Origin of the sequence: Lysobacter sp. Root667 (genome assembly GCF_001427715.1) — a bacterium.
Classification (GTDB): Bacteria; Pseudomonadota; Gammaproteobacteria; order Xanthomonadales; family Xanthomonadaceae; genus Lysobacter.
Genome location: NZ_LMHF01000014.1, coordinates 458,669 through 473,811, shown reverse-complemented (window position 1 = coordinate 473,811; position 15,143 = coordinate 458,669). Strand labels below are relative to the sequence as shown.

The 15,143-nt window shown below is 69.0% G+C and carries 12 protein-coding genes; 1 reads left to right on the top strand and 11 read right to left on the bottom strand.

Annotated elements, in window-relative coordinates; genetic code table 11:
* Positions 1-73 precede the first annotated feature (73 nt).
* The 11 genes from ASD78_RS17625 to ASD78_RS17575 all read right to left on the bottom strand — a co-directional run bounded on the left by ASD78_RS17625 (position 74) and on the right by ASD78_RS17575 (position 13,524).
* On the bottom strand, positions 74-2,350 hold the full coding sequence (locus tag ASD78_RS17625; protein ID WP_056103789.1) for a CocE/NonD family hydrolase: 2,277 nt from the start codon (positions 2,348-2,350) through the stop codon (positions 74-76).
* A gap of 89 nt (positions 2,351-2,439) precedes the next feature.
* Positions 2,440-3,708, bottom strand: a complete 1,269-nt coding sequence (locus tag ASD78_RS17620; protein ID WP_056103785.1) for a glutamate-5-semialdehyde dehydrogenase — start codon at positions 3,706-3,708, stop codon at positions 2,440-2,442.
* Positions 3,705-4,895, bottom strand: coding sequence for a glutamate 5-kinase (proB, locus tag ASD78_RS17615; protein ID WP_056103784.1), 1,191 nt, complete (start codon positions 4,893-4,895; stop codon positions 3,705-3,707). The genes ASD78_RS17620 and proB overlap by 4 nt, the downstream gene beginning before the upstream one ends.
* On the bottom strand, positions 4,892-6,181 hold the full coding sequence (gene argH / locus ASD78_RS17610; protein ID WP_055910123.1) for an argininosuccinate lyase: 1,290 nt from the start codon (positions 6,179-6,181) through the stop codon (positions 4,892-4,894). Before argH ends, proB begins: the two co-directional genes overlap by 4 nt.
* An 11-nt stretch (positions 6,182-6,192) precedes the next feature.
* Positions 6,193-7,137, bottom strand: a complete 945-nt coding sequence (gene argC / locus ASD78_RS17605) for an N-acetyl-gamma-glutamyl-phosphate reductase (RefSeq protein ID WP_056103781.1) — start codon at positions 7,135-7,137, stop codon at positions 6,193-6,195.
* Positions 7,130-7,759, bottom strand: a complete 630-nt coding sequence (locus ASD78_RS17600) for a GNAT family protein (RefSeq protein WP_056103780.1) — start codon at positions 7,757-7,759, stop codon at positions 7,130-7,132. The genes argC and ASD78_RS17600 overlap by 8 nt, the downstream gene beginning before the upstream one ends.
* Positions 7,756-9,090, bottom strand: a complete 1,335-nt coding sequence (locus ASD78_RS17595; RefSeq protein WP_056103777.1) for an acetylglutamate kinase — start codon at positions 9,088-9,090, stop codon at positions 7,756-7,758. The genes ASD78_RS17600 and ASD78_RS17595 overlap by 4 nt, the downstream gene beginning before the upstream one ends.
* Positions 9,090-10,181 carry an acetylornithine deacetylase gene (locus ASD78_RS17590; protein ID WP_056103774.1) on the bottom strand — a complete coding sequence of 364 codons (1,092 nt, stop codon included), beginning with the start codon at positions 10,179-10,181 and terminating at the stop codon, positions 9,090-9,092. Before ASD78_RS17590 ends, ASD78_RS17595 begins: the two co-directional genes overlap by 1 nt.
* Before the next feature lie 221 nt (positions 10,182-10,402).
* Positions 10,403-11,602 (bottom strand): argininosuccinate synthase, encoded by a 1,200-nt coding sequence (locus ASD78_RS17585; protein ID WP_055909965.1) that lies wholly within the window; start codon positions 11,600-11,602, stop codon positions 10,403-10,405.
* Between the two features lie 117 nt (positions 11,603-11,719).
* Positions 11,720-12,721 (bottom strand): N-acetylornithine carbamoyltransferase, encoded by a 1,002-nt coding sequence (locus ASD78_RS17580; RefSeq protein ID WP_055909962.1) that lies wholly within the window; start codon positions 12,719-12,721, stop codon positions 11,720-11,722.
* A 326-nt stretch (positions 12,722-13,047) separates the two neighbouring features.
* Positions 13,048-13,524, bottom strand: coding sequence for a hypothetical protein (locus ASD78_RS17575; RefSeq protein WP_055909960.1), 477 nt, complete (start codon positions 13,522-13,524; stop codon positions 13,048-13,050).
* A 225-nt stretch (positions 13,525-13,749) separates the two neighbouring features.
* On the opposite strand from ASD78_RS17575, the gene cysS reads away from it, so the two are divergent.
* Positions 13,750-15,126: a cysteine--tRNA ligase gene (gene cysS, locus ASD78_RS17570; RefSeq protein ID WP_056103770.1), complete on the top strand. Its 1,377-nt coding sequence runs from the start codon at positions 13,750-13,752 to the stop codon at positions 15,124-15,126.
* The last annotated feature ends 17 nt before the right edge of the window (positions 15,127-15,143 follow it).

Genomic DNA, 15,143 nt, shown 5'->3' with positions numbered 1-15,143 from the left:
CGGATTGAAGGGCTGAGATGCCGCGGCGCACGGCCCCGCCTGCAGGGCCGGCGCCACAACACAAACAGTCCGCTCAACGACTGAGCGGTATCTCCAGGTAGCCATCTCCGTACCACTTCACCCGCACCGGTTCGCCGGCATCGGCCACGGTCTCGTCGGACACGGCTTTGCCGCTGCCGTAGTTGATCTGCTGCTGCGGGTTGCGCAGCACGCTGACCACGGCGACCAGGCGGCTGCCGGCCTGGAAGCGGCGGCTGGTCAGGCGGCCGCTGCTGAAATCCAGCTGCGTGCGCCGGTCCGGCGTGAGCAAGGCGCGCTGCGAGAGGTCGGCGATGTAGCTGGCGCGCGACTGGTAGCGCGACAGTTCGAAATACTCGCCCTGGGCCGAGAGTTCGTACAGGCCGATGTTGAGGTCGAAGTCGCGCTTGTTGACGGCCAGGTCGAGGCGGCCGGAGAACAGGCCGCTGAACTCGCCGGCCTGGGCGAAGGGTTCGCTGACGAACACCAGGCTGTCGGCGGTGTCGATGACTTTATCGACGATACCGCCGCCGGGCACGATGCGGTCGGCGTCGCTGCGGACGCGCATGTCCAGGGTCTGGGTGACGTAGGCGTCGTGGCCGGGCGATTGCGCCAGGAATCGGTAGCGGCCGCCCTCGCCTGCCGGGCCGAAGTGGAAACGCTGGCGGCGTTCGCCCATCGCGGCGAGCGACGGGGCGTGCTTCCAGGTATTGCTGCCCATCACCTGGTAGTTGATCCGGTCCTGCAGCAGCGCGGGCTTGGGTGCGCCCTTGAACACGTAATTGAACCACTGGTAGCGCAGTTCGCCGACGTCCAGTTGCGCGACCGGATCCAGCTTGTAGCCGCGCAGCCAGTCGCCGGTGGCGACGGTGCCGCGCTGGCCGCTGAGGTGGTTGTAGGGGCCGACGACCAGGTAGTGCTCGGCCTGCGGGCGGTAGCGGTAGTGCTCGCGCAGGTAATACAGGGCGCCGATCTGGGCGCCGTCGTAGTAGCCGGTGGTGGTGAGCACCTTCAGGTCGAGGTCGGCGAACTCCTCGCGGTACGGGATCATGTCCTGCCAGTAACGGTCGTAGTCGGGGTGGTCCAACCAGCGCATGTAGAACGGGTTGGGCACGCCGTCGATCTTTTCCAGATCGCGGTAGGCGCGCCCGCTGACATACCACTGGCGATACATGCGCTGCCAGCGCGCGTCGTCATCCATGGGCGCGTTGTCGACGCTGCGGTTGTTGGACACGTAGAACGGCCAGTAGTACTGGAAGCCGTAGGTGATGCCGCCTTCCATCGGCACGTCGATGCCGGGCGCGCCGGTGACGGAGGGCATCAACGCCTTGAGCGCCTTGGGCCGGTGCTTGGCCGTGGCCCATTGGGTGAAGCCTTCGTAGCTGCCGCCGTACATGCCGACGCGGCCGTCGCTCCAGGGCTGGGCCGCGATCCAGTCGATCAGCGCCGCCGAATCGCGGCCGTCGTGTTCGTACGGCACCGGCTTATCGGGGCTGCAGGCCTTGCCGCGGCTGGTGCCGCCGACGCCGACGTAACCGTTGGAGGCCGAGCGCCGGGCCTCGTTGAGCAGGGACACCGGGTCGGCGTAGATGGTGAAGTTGAGCAAGGTCGGCAGCTTCGCCGGCGCGCTGCGCTGGCGCACGACCAGCGCGCACACGGTCGCGCCGTCGGGCGTGCGCACGGCGATGTCGCGATCGATGGTGTAGCGACGGCGGTCGTCGGCGGCGACCAAAGTCGGCAGCAAGGTCTCGAAGCCGGTGTAGACCTGTTCGATCTGATACGCGCGCACCAGCGCCAGGGCGGCGTCGCTGTCGAGCGTGGCTTTGCCCTTGTGCGCGACCAGCGCATCGGTCAAAGCGCGACGCTGGCGCGCAGGATCGGCGGTGTCCAGGTTCAGCACCCGCATCGCCACGCCCGAGGCGCGGTCGTCCATGGGCGCGACGATCTGCGCGAAGGCGCGCTCGACCGCGGCCTGGAAGCTCAGGCCTTCGCTCGCCTGCAGCGCCTTGGCGCGCGCGTAGAGCTCGTATTGGGCGAAGTTGGGACGCACCGGGACCGGCCCGGTCGCGGGCGATGCGGTACGGATCTCGGCCAGCGTGGCTTCAGCCTGCGCGTATTGGCCGGCGACCAGTTGCAGGCGGAAGCGGCTGTTGAAGTAGCGGGCGCGGTCGTCGTCGCGGTAGTCGGCGAGCACGCGCTGCGCCAGCGCGGGCATCGCCGCGTCCAGCGCGGCGCGGTCGTCGATGGCGGCGGCCGGGAAATCGTAAGGGGCCGCGGCGAACGCGGGCGCGGCGGCGAGCCAGAGGCACAGCCAGACTATCGATCGGAGCATTTGCCCTCCAGGGCGTATCGAACTCCTGTGCTGGATGCGCTCAGGGCGACGAATCGTCGCACACTCTGACGACGCAATTGCCGAATCGTTCAGCCGCCCAACGATTCCGGGTGCCGCACCTGGCCGTCGCCGCGCACCACGTAGCGCTCGATGGTCAGCGACTCCACGCCCATCGGACCGTAGGCGTGCAGACGCGTGGTCGAGATGCCGATCTCGGCGCCCAGGCCGAGCTGGCCGCCGTCGTTGAAGCGCGAGGACGCGTTGACCATCACCGCCGAGCTGCGCGTGCGGCGCACGAAGGCGTCGGCCGCGGCCGCGTCATCGGTCACGATCACTTCGGTGTGGTCGGAGCCGTGGCGGGCGATATGGGCGAGCGCGGCGTCGATGTCGTCGACCACGCGCACGCTCAGGATCAGGTCCAGGTATTCGGCGTCGTAATCGGCTTCGCTTGCCGGCAGCACGGCCGCCGACAGCGCCTGGGTGCGCTCGCAGCCGCGCACTTCGACCCCGCGCGCGGCCAGGGCGGCGAGCGCACGCGGTAGGAAGTCCGGCGCGATCTGCGCATGCACCAGCAGGGTTTCCAGCGCATTGCACACGCCCGGCCGCGAGGTCTTGCCGTCGATCAGCAGGGCCAGTGCGCGTTGCGGGTCGGCGGCGCGGTCCACATAGAGGTGGCACACGCCCTTGTAGTGCTTGATCACCGGCACGCGCGCGTGTTCGGCGACGAAACGGATCAGGCCTTCGCCGCCGCGCGGGATCGCCAGGTCGATCAGGTCCGACAGTTGCAGCAGTTCCAGCACGTGCTCGCGCGCGGTGTCCTCGATCAGGGTCGCCGCGGCTTCGGGCAGGCCCTGCTCGCGCAAGGCCGCGTGCAGGCATGCGGCGATGGCGCGGTTGCTGTCGCGCGCTTCCGAGCCGCCGCGCAGCAGCACCGCATTGCCGGCCTTCAGGCACAGCGCAGCGGCGTCGGCGGTCACGTTCGGGCGCGCTTCGTAGATCATCGCGATCAAACCCAGCGGCACGCGCTGGCGTTCTATCGTCAGTCCGTTCGGGCGTTGCTCGCGACGCGTGACCTCGCCCAGCGGGTCGGCCTGCGCGGCGACTTCGCGCAGGGCCTCGGCGATCGCGCCCAGGCGCGCCGGGTCCAGGCGCAGGCGGTCCAGCATCGCCGGCGACAGGCCGGCATCGCGGCCGCGCGCGAGGTCGGCGGCGTTGGCCGCAAGCACTTGCGCGGCCTGCGCGTCGATCTGCGCGGCCATGCTTTCGATCAGGCGGCGCCGGGTCGCGCCGTCGCTGGCCGCGAGCACCGTCGCGGCCTCGCGCGCGCGCTGCGCCAGTGTGCGCACGTAGCCGCTCATGCCGCGTTCTCCGTGTCGGTGGAGTGCGTGTCCGTGGACTGGGTGTCCAACAGCACCAGGTCGTCGCGGTGCACGACTTCCTCGCCGTAGCGGAAGCCGAGCAAGGTCTCGATCTCGCGGCTGTGGCGGCCGGCGATGCGGCGGGTCTCGGCGGCGTTGTACTGGGCCAGCCCGCGCGCCAGCGGCGGCGCGGCGGGATCGTCGTGCGGACGCAGCTCGATCACGTCGCCGCGACGGAACTCGCCTTCGACCGCGACCACACCGCCCGGCAGCAGCGACGCACCGCGCGCATGAAGCGCGGCCACGGCGCCGGCGTCGATGCGCAGCGATCCGCTGGCCGGCGCATGCCGCAGCCATTGCTTGCGCGCCCGCGCACGGTCGCGACGCGCGGCGATCAGTGTGCCGTGCAGTTTGCCTTCGCCGAGCGCGCGCACGACCTCGGCGTCGCGGCCGCAGAACAGCGCGGTGGCGATGCCGGCCATCGCAGCCTTGGCGCCGGCTTCGAGCTTGGTGCGCATGCCGCCGGTACCGAGCTCGCCGGCACCGCCGCTGGCGGCGGCGAGCAGCTCCGGCGTCACCGCACTCACCCGTGCGATCGGCCGCGCGGCCGGATCGCGCTGCGGATGGCCGCTGTAGAGGCCGCCGATGTCGGTCGCGATCAGCAGCAGGTCGGCGTCGACCAGCGAGGCGACCGCGGCGGCGAGGTTGTCGTTGTCTCCGAGCTTGAGTTCGTCGACGGCGACGGTGTCGTTCTCGTTGATTACCGGCAGCGCGCCCAGGCGCAGCAGTTCGCGCAGGGCGGCGCGCGCATTGAGGTAACGGCGGCGGTGGCGCAGATCGTCGTGGGTCAGCAGCACCTGCGCCACCGGCGCCGGCGACAGCGACTGCCAGAACGACACCAGCGAGGCCTGGCCGAGCGCGGCCAGGGCCTGGCGCAGCACCAGGCCGTCGCCGCCGGCCTGGATGCGGCCGCGTCCGGCGGCGACCGCGCCGGAGGACACCAGCACCACTTCGCGGCCTTCGGCGCGGGCGCGGGCGATGAACTGCGCCAGTTCGGCGGCGTAGCGCGGGTCCAGCCCGTTGTCGGACGGGCGGTCCGGCGCGCCGGCCAGCAGGCTGCTGCCGACTTTCAACACGGCGCGCCGCCAGGACGGCAAAGGCTGCGCGGTGAAGGCCGTCGCGCTCATGTCAGTGCCTGCAATCGTTGCCGCAGCGTGTCCAGGCGCAGGTCGGCGGCGGCGCCGGGCGAAACGCGCGCGGCCAGGCTGGCCTCGGGATCGCCTTCGGCCCATCGCGCCGGGTCGGCGGCCTGCTTGTAGGCCTCGCGGAACGGCAGGCCTGCGCGCGCCAGATCGACGGCCAGATCGGTCGCGTACATCGACGGGTCCAGCGCGGCGCGCAGGCGCTCGGGTTTCCATTCCAGGTTGCGCAGCAGGTCGGGCAGCAATTCCAGCGCGGCCAGGCCGCGGCCGAAGGCGTGGAAGATCGCGCCCTTGGAGAACTGCAGGTCGCGGTGGTAGCCCGAGGGCAGCGACAGCAGCTGTTCGATCTCGGTGCGCGCGGCGGCGGCGGCGGAGTAGCTGGCGCGCATCAGCTCGATCACGTCGGGATTGCGCTTGTTCGGCATGATCGAGCTGCCGGTGGTGTATTCGGCCGGCAGGGCGACGAAACCGAATTCGGCGCTGGTGAACAGGCTCAGGTCCCAGGCCAGCCGGCGCAGGTCCAGCAAGGCCGAGGACAACGCTTCGATCGCGCCCATCTCGAACTTGCCGCGCGACAGCTGCGCGTACGCGGCCGACACCTGCAGGCGGCCGAAGCCCAGCGCCTGGGTGGTGTGGTCGCGCGCCAGCGGCAGGTTGATGCCGTAGCCGGCGGCGCTGCCGAGCGGATTGGCGTCGACCCAGTCCAGGGTCTGGCGCGCGCGCAGCGCGTCGTCGATGTAGCCCTCGGCCCAGGCCGCCCACCACATGCCGGCCGAGGACACCATCGCGCGTTGCAGATGGGTGTAGCCCGGTAGCGGCAACGAGGCCTCGGCCTGAGCGCGGTCCAGCGCGACCTGCGCGCTCTCGCGGCACAGCGCGAGCAGGCGCGCCAGGCGGTCCTTCAGCCACAGGCGGGTCGCGACCAGGATCTGGTCGTTGCGGCTGCGGCCGGTGTGGATCTTGCGGCCGGCATCGCCGAGGCGTTCGATCAGGCGCGACTCGATCGCCGAGTGGCCGTCCTCGAAGCGCTCGTCGAGCACGAAGTCGCCGGCGGAGAAATCCGCGGCCAGCGCGTCGAGTTCGCGCGACAGTCCGGCCAGTTCGTCGGCCGACAGGATGCCGATCTGCTGCAGGCCCTGCGCGTGGGCGCGGCTGGCCTGGATGTCGAACAGGAAGAACTCGCGGTCCAGGATCACGTCCTCGCCGGCGAGGAAGCGCTGGATGCGCGCGTCGACCTTGACGCCGGGTTTTTGCCAGAGCAGATCGGACATGGAACGTTCCTTCAAAGGGGGATGCCGGCGGTCTCGTCGAAACCGAACGCCAGGTTGAGATTCTGCAGCGCCTGGGTCGCGGCGCCCTTGAGCAGGTTGTCCTCGGTCGCGACCACGACCGCGCGGCGGCCGTCGTCGGCGAGCGCGAAACCGCCGAGCTCGACGTGGTGGCGATTGGCGATCGCGCTGACCCACGGCGCCTCGTCCGACACCCGTACCAGCGCTTCGCCGGCGTAGCGCTCGCGGTAGCGCGCGAGCAGTGCGTCGCGGCTGAGCGCCTGGCTCAGATGCAGATTGGCGGTGATGGTCAGGCCACGGAAATGCGGCGCCACGTGCGGCAGGAATTCGACCGCGTGGCCGAGCTGACGGGTGACCTCGCGCTCGTGGACGTGGCCGGTCAGCGCGTACGGCATCAGGTTGTCGCGCAGTTTGTCGGGGTCGTTCTTGTCCGACGGCGTGGTGCCGGCGCCGGAGTAACCGGACACGCCGAAGCACTGCACCGGGCCGTCCAGCAGATCCAGCAGCGGCGCCACCGCCAGCTGCATCGCGGTCGCGTAGCAGCCGGGGTTGCTGATCCGGCGCTGGCCGGCGTAGCGCGCGCGGGTCAGCTCCGGCAGGCCGTAGTACCAGCCGTCGTCGAAGCGATAGTCGGCCGACAGATCGACGATCACCGGGTCGGAGCCGGCTTGGTCGAACGCGGCCACGCAATCGGCGGCCTTGCCGTTGGGCAGGGCCAGGATCACCGCGTCGGCGCCGTAGCCGGGCAGCTGTTCGTGGCTGGGCGCGCTGTAGCGCAATTCGCCGCCGACTTCCGGGAAGTGCTCGGCCACGCGCTGGCCTTCGCGCTCGCGCGAGGACACGAAGCCCAGTTCGAATTCGGGGTGTCCGGCGATCAGCCGGATCAGTTCCGCGCCGACGTGGCCGCGCGCGCCGACGATGCCTACCGACTTAGCCATGCTGCCGTCCTCCCTGCTCCGCCGCGTGCTGCTCCAGGCTGTAGACCAGATGACGCTTTACCGCCGGCCATTCCGATTCGATGATCGAGAACACCACGGTATCGCGGAAACTGCCGTCGGGCAGGCGTTGGTGATTGCGCAGCACGCCGTCCTGCTTGGCGCCCAGGCGCGCGATCGCCGCGCGCGAACGCTGGTTGAACCAGTGGGTGCGGAACTCGACCGCGATGCAGCCCAAGGTCTCGAAGGCGTGGCTGAGCAGCAACAGCTTGGCCTCGGTGTTGATCGCGCTGCGCTGGGCGCTGTGCGCGTACCAGGTGTAGCCGATCTCGAGCCGGCGGTTGTCGGCGTCGGCGTTGCAGTAACTGGTTTGCCCCACCACTTCACCGCCGTCGACCCGACTCACCACGAACGGCAGGAACGTGCCCTGGGCACGGCGTGCGATCAGGTTCGCGACGTGCGCGTCCATCGCCTCCGGATGCGGCACGCCGGTGTACCAAAGCGACCACAGTTCGCCGTCGGCCGCAGCACGCGCCAGCGCGGGCGCGTGCTCGGCCTGCATCGGCTGCAGCCGCACGTGCCGGCCTTCCAGGGTCGGCGGCGCGAGGAAAGCGGCGGCGTTCATGCGGCGTCTTCCAGGGTCGGCGCGCGCCGGCCGGAATAGTCGACGCAGGCGGCGATCTCGTCGAAGCCCTGCATGCCGTACCAGAACACCTTCCACTTCTCCTGCTTCAGGCAGCCGTCGGACTCGGAGTAATAGAACGGATTGACCGGATTGCCGTGGCGCGAGCGCCAGAACACGCTGGGATTCTGTTCGCGCATCACCTGCCACACCGCCCGCCCCAGGCCTTCGCCCTGGGCGTCGTCCAGCACCGCGAACTTGTCCAGGTAGGTGCGGCCTTCGGCTTCGATCAGGATCACCGCGGCGCGGTAGTTCTCGCTGACGTAGGCGCGCTTGAGCGTGGTGCGCTCGAAATAATCGTCGACCAGCTTGCGGCCGAACGCGGATTCGATCAGCGAACGCAGCCGCGACAGATCGAGCTCGTCCCAACGCTGCGTCTGCAGCACGCGCTCGCCGCGCCGCACCAGGGTGCCGGAGCCCTTGTGGGTGAACAGTTCCTTGGCCAGCTCGGCCGGCTTGGTGATCGACACCGACGAGGTCAGCGGCAGCTTGTCGAGCAGGTCCTTGATCTGTTCGATCTTGACCCGCATGCCGCCGTTGATCCACGGCTGCTCGATCAGGTGTTCGTACTCGGTGGACAGGTTGATCGAATCGATCACGCGGCCGTTGTCGTCGAGCAGGCCGCCGGTGCCGGTCAGGAACACGATCTTGTACGGCTGCAGCACCTGCACCAGTTCGTTGGCGGCGAAATCGGCGTTGACGTTGAGGATCTGCCCGCCCGCGGTTTCGCCGAGGCTGGCGATCACCGGGATCGAACCGGCCTGCAGGCTGGCCTCGATCGGCGCCAGGTTGACCTTCTTCACTTCGCCGACCAGGCCGTAGGTATCGCGGTCGAGATAGTCGGCCTCGAACACGCCGGAGATGATCGAGGTCGCGCGGCCGTCGCCGGACTGCAGCGCTTCGACCAGCTTCAGGTTCTGCGACTGGAACACGCGGCGCACGATCGCCAGCGCTTCGGGCGAGGTCACGCGCAGGCCGTTGACGGTCTGCTTGACGATGCCGGCGGCGGACAGCTCTTCGTCCAACTGCGGACCGGCGCCGTGGATCACGATCGGGGTCAGGCCCACGTCCTGCAGGAACGCCAGCGACGAGGTCAGCGCTTCCAGATCGTCGCGCAGCACCGCGCCGCCGACCTTGACCACGGCGAAGCGCTTGGAGTCGAGCTGGGAAAAACGCTTGAGATACTGCGAGATCTCCTTCGCGCTGGCCATGCTGGACAGCAGGCGCACGATGGTCTGGCGGGTCTGCAGGTGGTTATCCATCGACACGGCCATCAGGCGTTGCCTCCCATGATGCGGGCGACGCTTTGGGCGTAGCGCTCCAGTTGTTCCAAGGCCACCCATTCGTCGGCGGTGTGGGCCTGGGCGATGTCGCCGGGGCCGTACACGATCGCGGTCAGGCCGGCGGCCGAGAACAGCGAAGCCTCGGTCCAGAAATCGACCGCGTTGCCGATCGGCAGGTCCAGCGCATCGGCCAGGTCGCGCGCTTCCAGGCGCCGCTGTTCGGCGCTGGCGACGTCGCCGGCGGGCAGCGAGGGGCCGCGGAAGGTTTCCTGGTAGCGCTCGATCGCGCCGGCATCGATCAGGGTGCCGAAGGTCTCGTGCAGGCCGTCGATCGACTGCGAGGGCAAGGGACGGAAGCCGAAACGCAGCTCGGCGCTGGGCGCGATCATGTTGGCCTTGATGCCGCCCTCGACCCGGCCGATGTTGAAGCGCAGGCCGGTGAGGCCGCCGAAGCGCTGGTGCGCTTGCGACTCGACGTAGTCCAGGGCCTTGCCGCCCCAGCGCATGGTCTGGTGCAGCGCGCTGGTCTGCATGGCATTCGCGCCCGAGGCATGGCCGGCGACGCCGCGGAACTTCAGCAGCACCGAGCTGATGCCGCGATGCGCGAGCACCGCTTCGCACATCGTCGGCTCGGCGACGATGGCTTCGTTGAAACCGTGCTGGCCGCCGAGGAAGCCGGCGATGCAGCGCGGGTCGTTGGCTTCCTCGTCGGTGCTGAACAGGAACGCGGCGTCGCCTGAGGTGACCGCGGCCGCGGCCAGCAGGCCGGCGGCCGCGCCCTTGATGTCGCAGGCGCCCAGGCCGATCGCGCGATCGCCGTCGACGCGCAGGGTGTGCGGGTCGGCGCTCCACGCATCCGAGGACGGCACGGTATCGAGGTGGACGTTGAACAGCCGGCACGGGTTTCCGCGTACGGCCAGCATCGACACCGCGCCTTCGCCGTGGTCGACGATCTCGATGCGGAAGCCGGCCAGCTGGCTGCGCAGGTAGTCGAAGATGCCGCCAGTGCCGATCAGGCGCGGCGGATTGCGGGTGTCGTGGGACACCAGGGCTTCGAGGTGCTTCAGTACTTCGGGGAGCATGGAGTTCGTGGCTCGTCGTGTCTGGGCGATGGTTCGGTGGCGAATCTGGCAGCGGCTTCGATTGCGGTTTGGATCCCCTCTCCCGCGTTGCGGGAGAGGGTTAGGGTGAGGGGCTTTTGCTATTGCTCTACCGGAGTAGCAACAGCAAAAGCGGCTTGCGCCTTCGGCGCTCGCTGCCCTCACCCCAACCCCTCTCCCGCGTTGCGGGAGAGGGGCTTATGTCACGGCTTGCGGTTGATCTCGGCCCACAGCGTGCTGCTCATGCCGAATAGCTTGATGAAGCCCTCGGCCTCGGCCACGCCCCAGTCCGCCGCCTGGGCGTAGGTCGCGCCCTTGGCGTTGAGAATGTGCGGCGAATCGATCGCGACCGCGTTGACCACGCCGCCGGAAGTCTCCAGCACCACTTCGCCGTTGACGGTGGACTGCGAGCTGGCCAGGAAGGCCTCCAGGTCGGTCTTGAGCGGGTCGTGGAAGAAGCCTTCGTAGACCAGCTCGACCCACTTGCGCGCCACGTCCGGCTTGAAGCGGTTCTGCTGCTTGGTCAGCACCGCTTCCTCGAGCGCGCGATGCGCGGTCAGCAGCGCGATCAGGCCCGGGGCTTCGAAGATGATGCGGCCCTTGAGGCCGATCGTGGTGTCGCCGGTGTACAGGCCGCGACCCACGCCGTACTCGGCGAACAGACCGTTGAGCTTGGCCAGCAGTTGGTGACCGGCGATCTTCTCGCCGTCCAGCGCCACCGCTTCGCCGTTCTCGAACCGGATCGTGACCTTCAGCGCCTCGGCCGGCCATTCCGCACGCGGCTTGCACCAGCCGCGTGCGCCCTCGCCCGGCGCCTGCCAGCGATCGATTTCGCCGCCGGACATGGTCAGGCCGAGCAGGTTCTCGTTGATGGTGTAGGCCTTCTGCTTGGCGCGCACGCCGAAGCCGCGCTCTTCCAGGTACTTTTGTTCGTAAGCGCGGACTTCGGTGTGTTCCTTCTGGATTTCGCGGATCGGCGCGACGATCTCGTAGTCGCCCAGCGCCTTCACCGCCAGATCGAAACGCACCTGGTCGTTGCCCATGCCGGTGCAGCCGTGCGCGATCGCCTTGGTGCCCAGCTCGGCGGCGCGCGCGAGCGCGGCTTCGACGATCAGGTAGCGGTCGGAGACCAGCAGCGGGTACTGACCCTGGTAGCCCTCGCCGGCCCACACGAACGGCTTGACGAAGCCCGACCAGATCGCCGGGCCGCCGTCGACGGTGACGTGGCTGGCCACGCCCAGTTCGGCCGCGCGCTGCTCGATGAAGGCGCGCTCTTCGGCATCGACGCCGCCGGTGTCGGCGAACACGGTGTGCACGGCCCAGCCGCGCTCCTGCAGGTAGGGCACGCAGAAGCTGGTGTCGAGGCCGCCGGAGAAGGCGAGGACTATATTTCGATCAGTCATGGGGGAAGCCTTAGCGCTGGAAACGAGTGGAAAGGAAAGAGGAACGAGTGAAGGCGCGGAAATCGTGCGGGATTGCAGAGGACAAGTGCTCGTTCCTCTTTCCTCCGCACTCGTTCCTCAAATCAGGGCGGCCATGATCGCCTTCTGCACATGCAGACGGTTCTCGGCCTCGTCGATGGCGATGCACTGCGGCGAGTCCATCACCGCATCGGTGGCCTTGACGTTGCGGCGCAGCGGCAGGCAGTGGCTGAAGACGCCGTTGTTGGTCAGCGCCATCTTGGCTTCGTCGACGATGAAGTGCTGATACTCGTCGCGGATGGGCTTTTCCGGGCCCCAGTTGCCGAAGTACGGCAGCGCGCCCCAGCTCTTGGCGTAGACCACGTCGGCGCCGCGGTAGGCGCTTTCGATATCGTGGCTGACCTTGAGCGAGCCGCCGCTCTCGGCGACGTTCTGCTCGGCCCAGCCCATGTAGCGCTCGTCGAGCACGTATTCCGGGGTCGGGCACAGCAGGGTCACGTCCATGCCCATGCGCGTGGCGATGGTCAGGGCCGAGTTGGCGACCGCGGTGTTGAGCGGCTTGGGGTGATAGGTCCAGGTCAGCACGTACTTCTTGCCGCGCAGGTCGGAGGTGCCGAAGTGCTCCTGCAGGGCCAGCGCGTGGGCGAGCTCCTGGCAGGGATGGGTGATGGTCTCCATGTTGATGACCGGCACCGGCGAATATTTGGCGAAGCTGGCCAGCACCTTGTCCTGGCGGTCGTTGGCCCAGTCGACGAACTTCGGGAACGCGCGCACGCCGATCAGGTCGACGTAGCGGCCCAGGACCCTGGCCACTTCGGCGATGTGCTCCTCGGTGTCGCCGTCCATGACGGTGCCCAGTTCGAACTCGATCGGCCAGGCGTCCTTGCCCGGCTGCAGGACCACGGCGTGGCCGCCGAGCTGGAACGCGCCCAGCTCGAAGCTGGTGCGGGTGCGCATCGACGGGTTGAAGAACACCAGCGCGATCGACTTGCCGCGGAGCTGGTCGCCGAGCTTGCTGCGCTTGAACGCGGCGGCCTGCGCCAACAGCGCGTCGAGGTCGGCGCGCGACCAGTCCTGGGTGTTGAGGAAGTGCTTGATCATGGGCGGGTGTCGGTCGGGATCGGTGGAGTGCGTGGAGGGAGGCCGGAAGCCGGTGCGGGGTTTGCGGACGCAGAAAGCAAAAAAGCCCAGCGCTAAGGCTGGGCTTTATCGTGTGTGTAGCTTGTTACACGAACGACGGCGAGCACCGTCACCCAGCGGATTGGCAGGGCAACGGTCGGCGCGCGCGCGAGGTCATACCCGCCGCCATGTAGGCGGAGGTGAGGACGTCGGCGTCGGCGCGCAGGTGGCTCATTAGGGGGCGAATGCTCGCATGCGGCCCTGGCCGGCGCAAGTCGAAAGGGGCCGCGGCTTATGCCGGATCGGCATCAGCGGGAGCTGACGGGGGCCACCACCGGGGTCACGGCAATCCGGATCCGCAGCCGGTTGCCGGGGTCCTCGGGCAGCCGCGAGCGGTACTTGGAACCCTTGTAGACGTAATCCACGTCGTAGGCGATCGGCTGGCGGAACTCCAGTTCGACCGGCACCGAGCGGCAATTCGTGGCCGTAGCGGCCTGGCGTTCGCGCTCGCGGCGGTCGCGGGTCAGCACGTCCTTGACCGCGCCGACCATGCGCGACAGGCGCGAATCCTCGGCGGCCGGCTTCGGGGTCTGGTCGCAGCGCTGTTCGTAACGGGTCGCGTTGAGGGTCTGGTAGACCGGGGTCACGCGCAGCACCTGGGCGTATTCGTAGCGCACGTTCTCGGCCTGGATCACCGTCGTGCTCTGCGCGGACGCGGCGCCGGCCCAAGAGGCCGCCAGGGCGCCAGTCAGCAACAGTGAGACTGCCAGGTAAGAACGGTTCATCGCGCTCGCATCGGTTCCGTGAACAAATTGTAAGGACCCGAGTGTAGCCACGACCTGAATCAACCCTCCAGCCCCTGAACCCTTCAGCCCTGCCCGGCCGCATCGATTCTCATTCCGCCGGCGCGGCCGGCCGGCTTCCAGGCGCGGCCTCGCGCGCGCCGCGGGCCGGCGGCTGCGCGCGCGCGCGGCCTGCCGCTAGAATGGCCCGAACCATAGCGTGTCCTCATGAGCCTGCATCTTTTCAACAGCCTGACGCGACGGGTCGAGCCGTTCGTACCGATCGATCCCGCCCGCCCGACCATGTATGTGTGCGGGCCGACCGTCTACAACTACGTCCATATCGGCAATGCGCGCGGCCCGGTGGTGTTCGGCGTGCTCGCCGACCTGCTGCGGCGCCGCCACGGCGGCCTGCTCTACGCCCGCAACATCACCGACGTGGACGACAAGATCAATACCGCCGCGGCCGAACAGCGGGTGCCGATCTCGGCCATCACCGACCGCTACGCCGCCGCCTACCGCGAAGACATGGCCGCCCTGGGCGTGCGTGCGCCGGACCTGGAGCCGGCCGCGACCGCGCATATCGGCGAAATCGTGACCATGATCGAGCGCCTGATCGCCAACGGCCACGCCTATGCGGCCGAAGGCCACGCCCTGTTCGCGATCGGCAGCTTCGACCGCTACGGCAAGCTCTCGCGCCGCGATCCGGAGGAAATGCTGGCCGGCGCGCGCGTCGAGGTGGCGCCCTACAAGCGCGACCCGGGCGATTTCGTGCTGTGGAAGCCGTCCAGCGACGATCTGCCCGGCTGGGACTCGCCCTGGGGCCGCGGCCGCCCGGGTTGGCACATCGAATGCTCAGCGATGGCCGCCGCCCACCTGGGCGAGACCATCGACATCCATGCCGGCGGCGTCGATCTGCAGTTCCCGCACCACGAGAACGAGATCGCGCAGAGCGAATGCGCGCACGGCGGCAAGACCTTCGCGCGTTACTGGCTGCACAACGGCATGCTCAACTTCGGCGGCGCCAAGATGTCGAAGTCGCTGGGCAATATCGAGAAGATCCACGACCTGGTGCGCGCGCATCCGCCCGAAGCGCTGCGCTATGCCCTGCTCTCGGCGCATTACCGCCAGCCGCTGGACTGGTCGGATGCGCTGATCGAGCAGAGCGTGCGCACGCTGGACCGTCTGTACGGGACCTTGCGCGATCTGGCCGACGTCGACACGGTCGACGGCATCGCGATTCCGGCGGCGATCGAGGCCGCGCTGGACGACGACCTCAACACGCCCAACGCGCTGGCCGAAATCGCACGCATCGCGACCGAGGCGCGCAAGAGCGAAGGCGCCGAGCGTGCGGCGCGCAAGCGCGAACTGCTCGGCGCCGGCCTGGCCCTGGGCCTGCTGCAGCAGGATCCGGCGGCCTGGTTCGCGCGCGGCGCCGACGGCAGCGACGACGCCCGTATCCAGGCCCTGATCGACGAACGCAGCGTGGCCAAGCAGAACCGCGACTTCGCCCGTTCCGATGCGATCCGCGATCAGCTCGCCGGCGAAGGCGTGCTGCTGGAGGACACGCCGCAGGGCGTGCGCTGGACGAGGAAGCGCGTTTAGCCGCTGCTTCGGGCAGC

What these genes read in the sequence shown, in the direction of transcription:
- ASD78_RS17625 (WP_056103789.1), bottom strand. Translation starts at nt 2,350, where the DNA reads ATGCTCCGATCGATAGTCTGGCTGTGCCTCTGGCTCGCCGCCGCGCCC.
- ASD78_RS17620 (WP_056103785.1), bottom strand. Translation starts at nt 3,708, where the DNA reads ATGAGCGGCTACGTGCGCACACTGGCGCAGCGCGCGCGCGAGGCCGCG.
- proB (WP_056103784.1), bottom strand. Translation starts at nt 4,895, where the DNA reads ATGAGCGCGACGGCCTTCACCGCGCAGCCTTTGCCGTCCTGGCGGCGC.
- argH (WP_055910123.1), bottom strand. Translation starts at nt 6,181, where the DNA reads ATGTCCGATCTGCTCTGGCAAAAACCCGGCGTCAAGGTCGACGCGCGC.
- argC (WP_056103781.1), bottom strand. Translation starts at nt 7,137, where the DNA reads ATGGCTAAGTCGGTAGGCATCGTCGGCGCGCGCGGCCACGTCGGCGCG.
- ASD78_RS17600 (WP_056103780.1), bottom strand. Translation starts at nt 7,759, where the DNA reads ATGAACGCCGCCGCTTTCCTCGCGCCGCCGACCCTGGAAGGCCGGCAC.
- ASD78_RS17595 (WP_056103777.1), bottom strand. Translation starts at nt 9,090, where the DNA reads ATGGCCGTGTCGATGGATAACCACCTGCAGACCCGCCAGACCATCGTG.
- ASD78_RS17590 (WP_056103774.1), bottom strand. Translation starts at nt 10,181, where the DNA reads ATGCTCCCCGAAGTACTGAAGCACCTCGAAGCCCTGGTGTCCCACGAC.
- ASD78_RS17585 (WP_055909965.1), bottom strand. Translation starts at nt 11,602, where the DNA reads ATGACTGATCGAAATATAGTCCTCGCCTTCTCCGGCGGCCTCGACACC.
- ASD78_RS17580 (WP_055909962.1), bottom strand. Translation starts at nt 12,721, where the DNA reads ATGATCAAGCACTTCCTCAACACCCAGGACTGGTCGCGCGCCGACCTC.
- ASD78_RS17575 (WP_055909960.1), bottom strand. Translation starts at nt 13,524, where the DNA reads ATGAACCGTTCTTACCTGGCAGTCTCACTGTTGCTGACTGGCGCCCTG.
- cysS (WP_056103770.1), top strand. Translation starts at nt 13,750, where the DNA reads ATGAGCCTGCATCTTTTCAACAGCCTGACGCGACGGGTCGAGCCGTTC.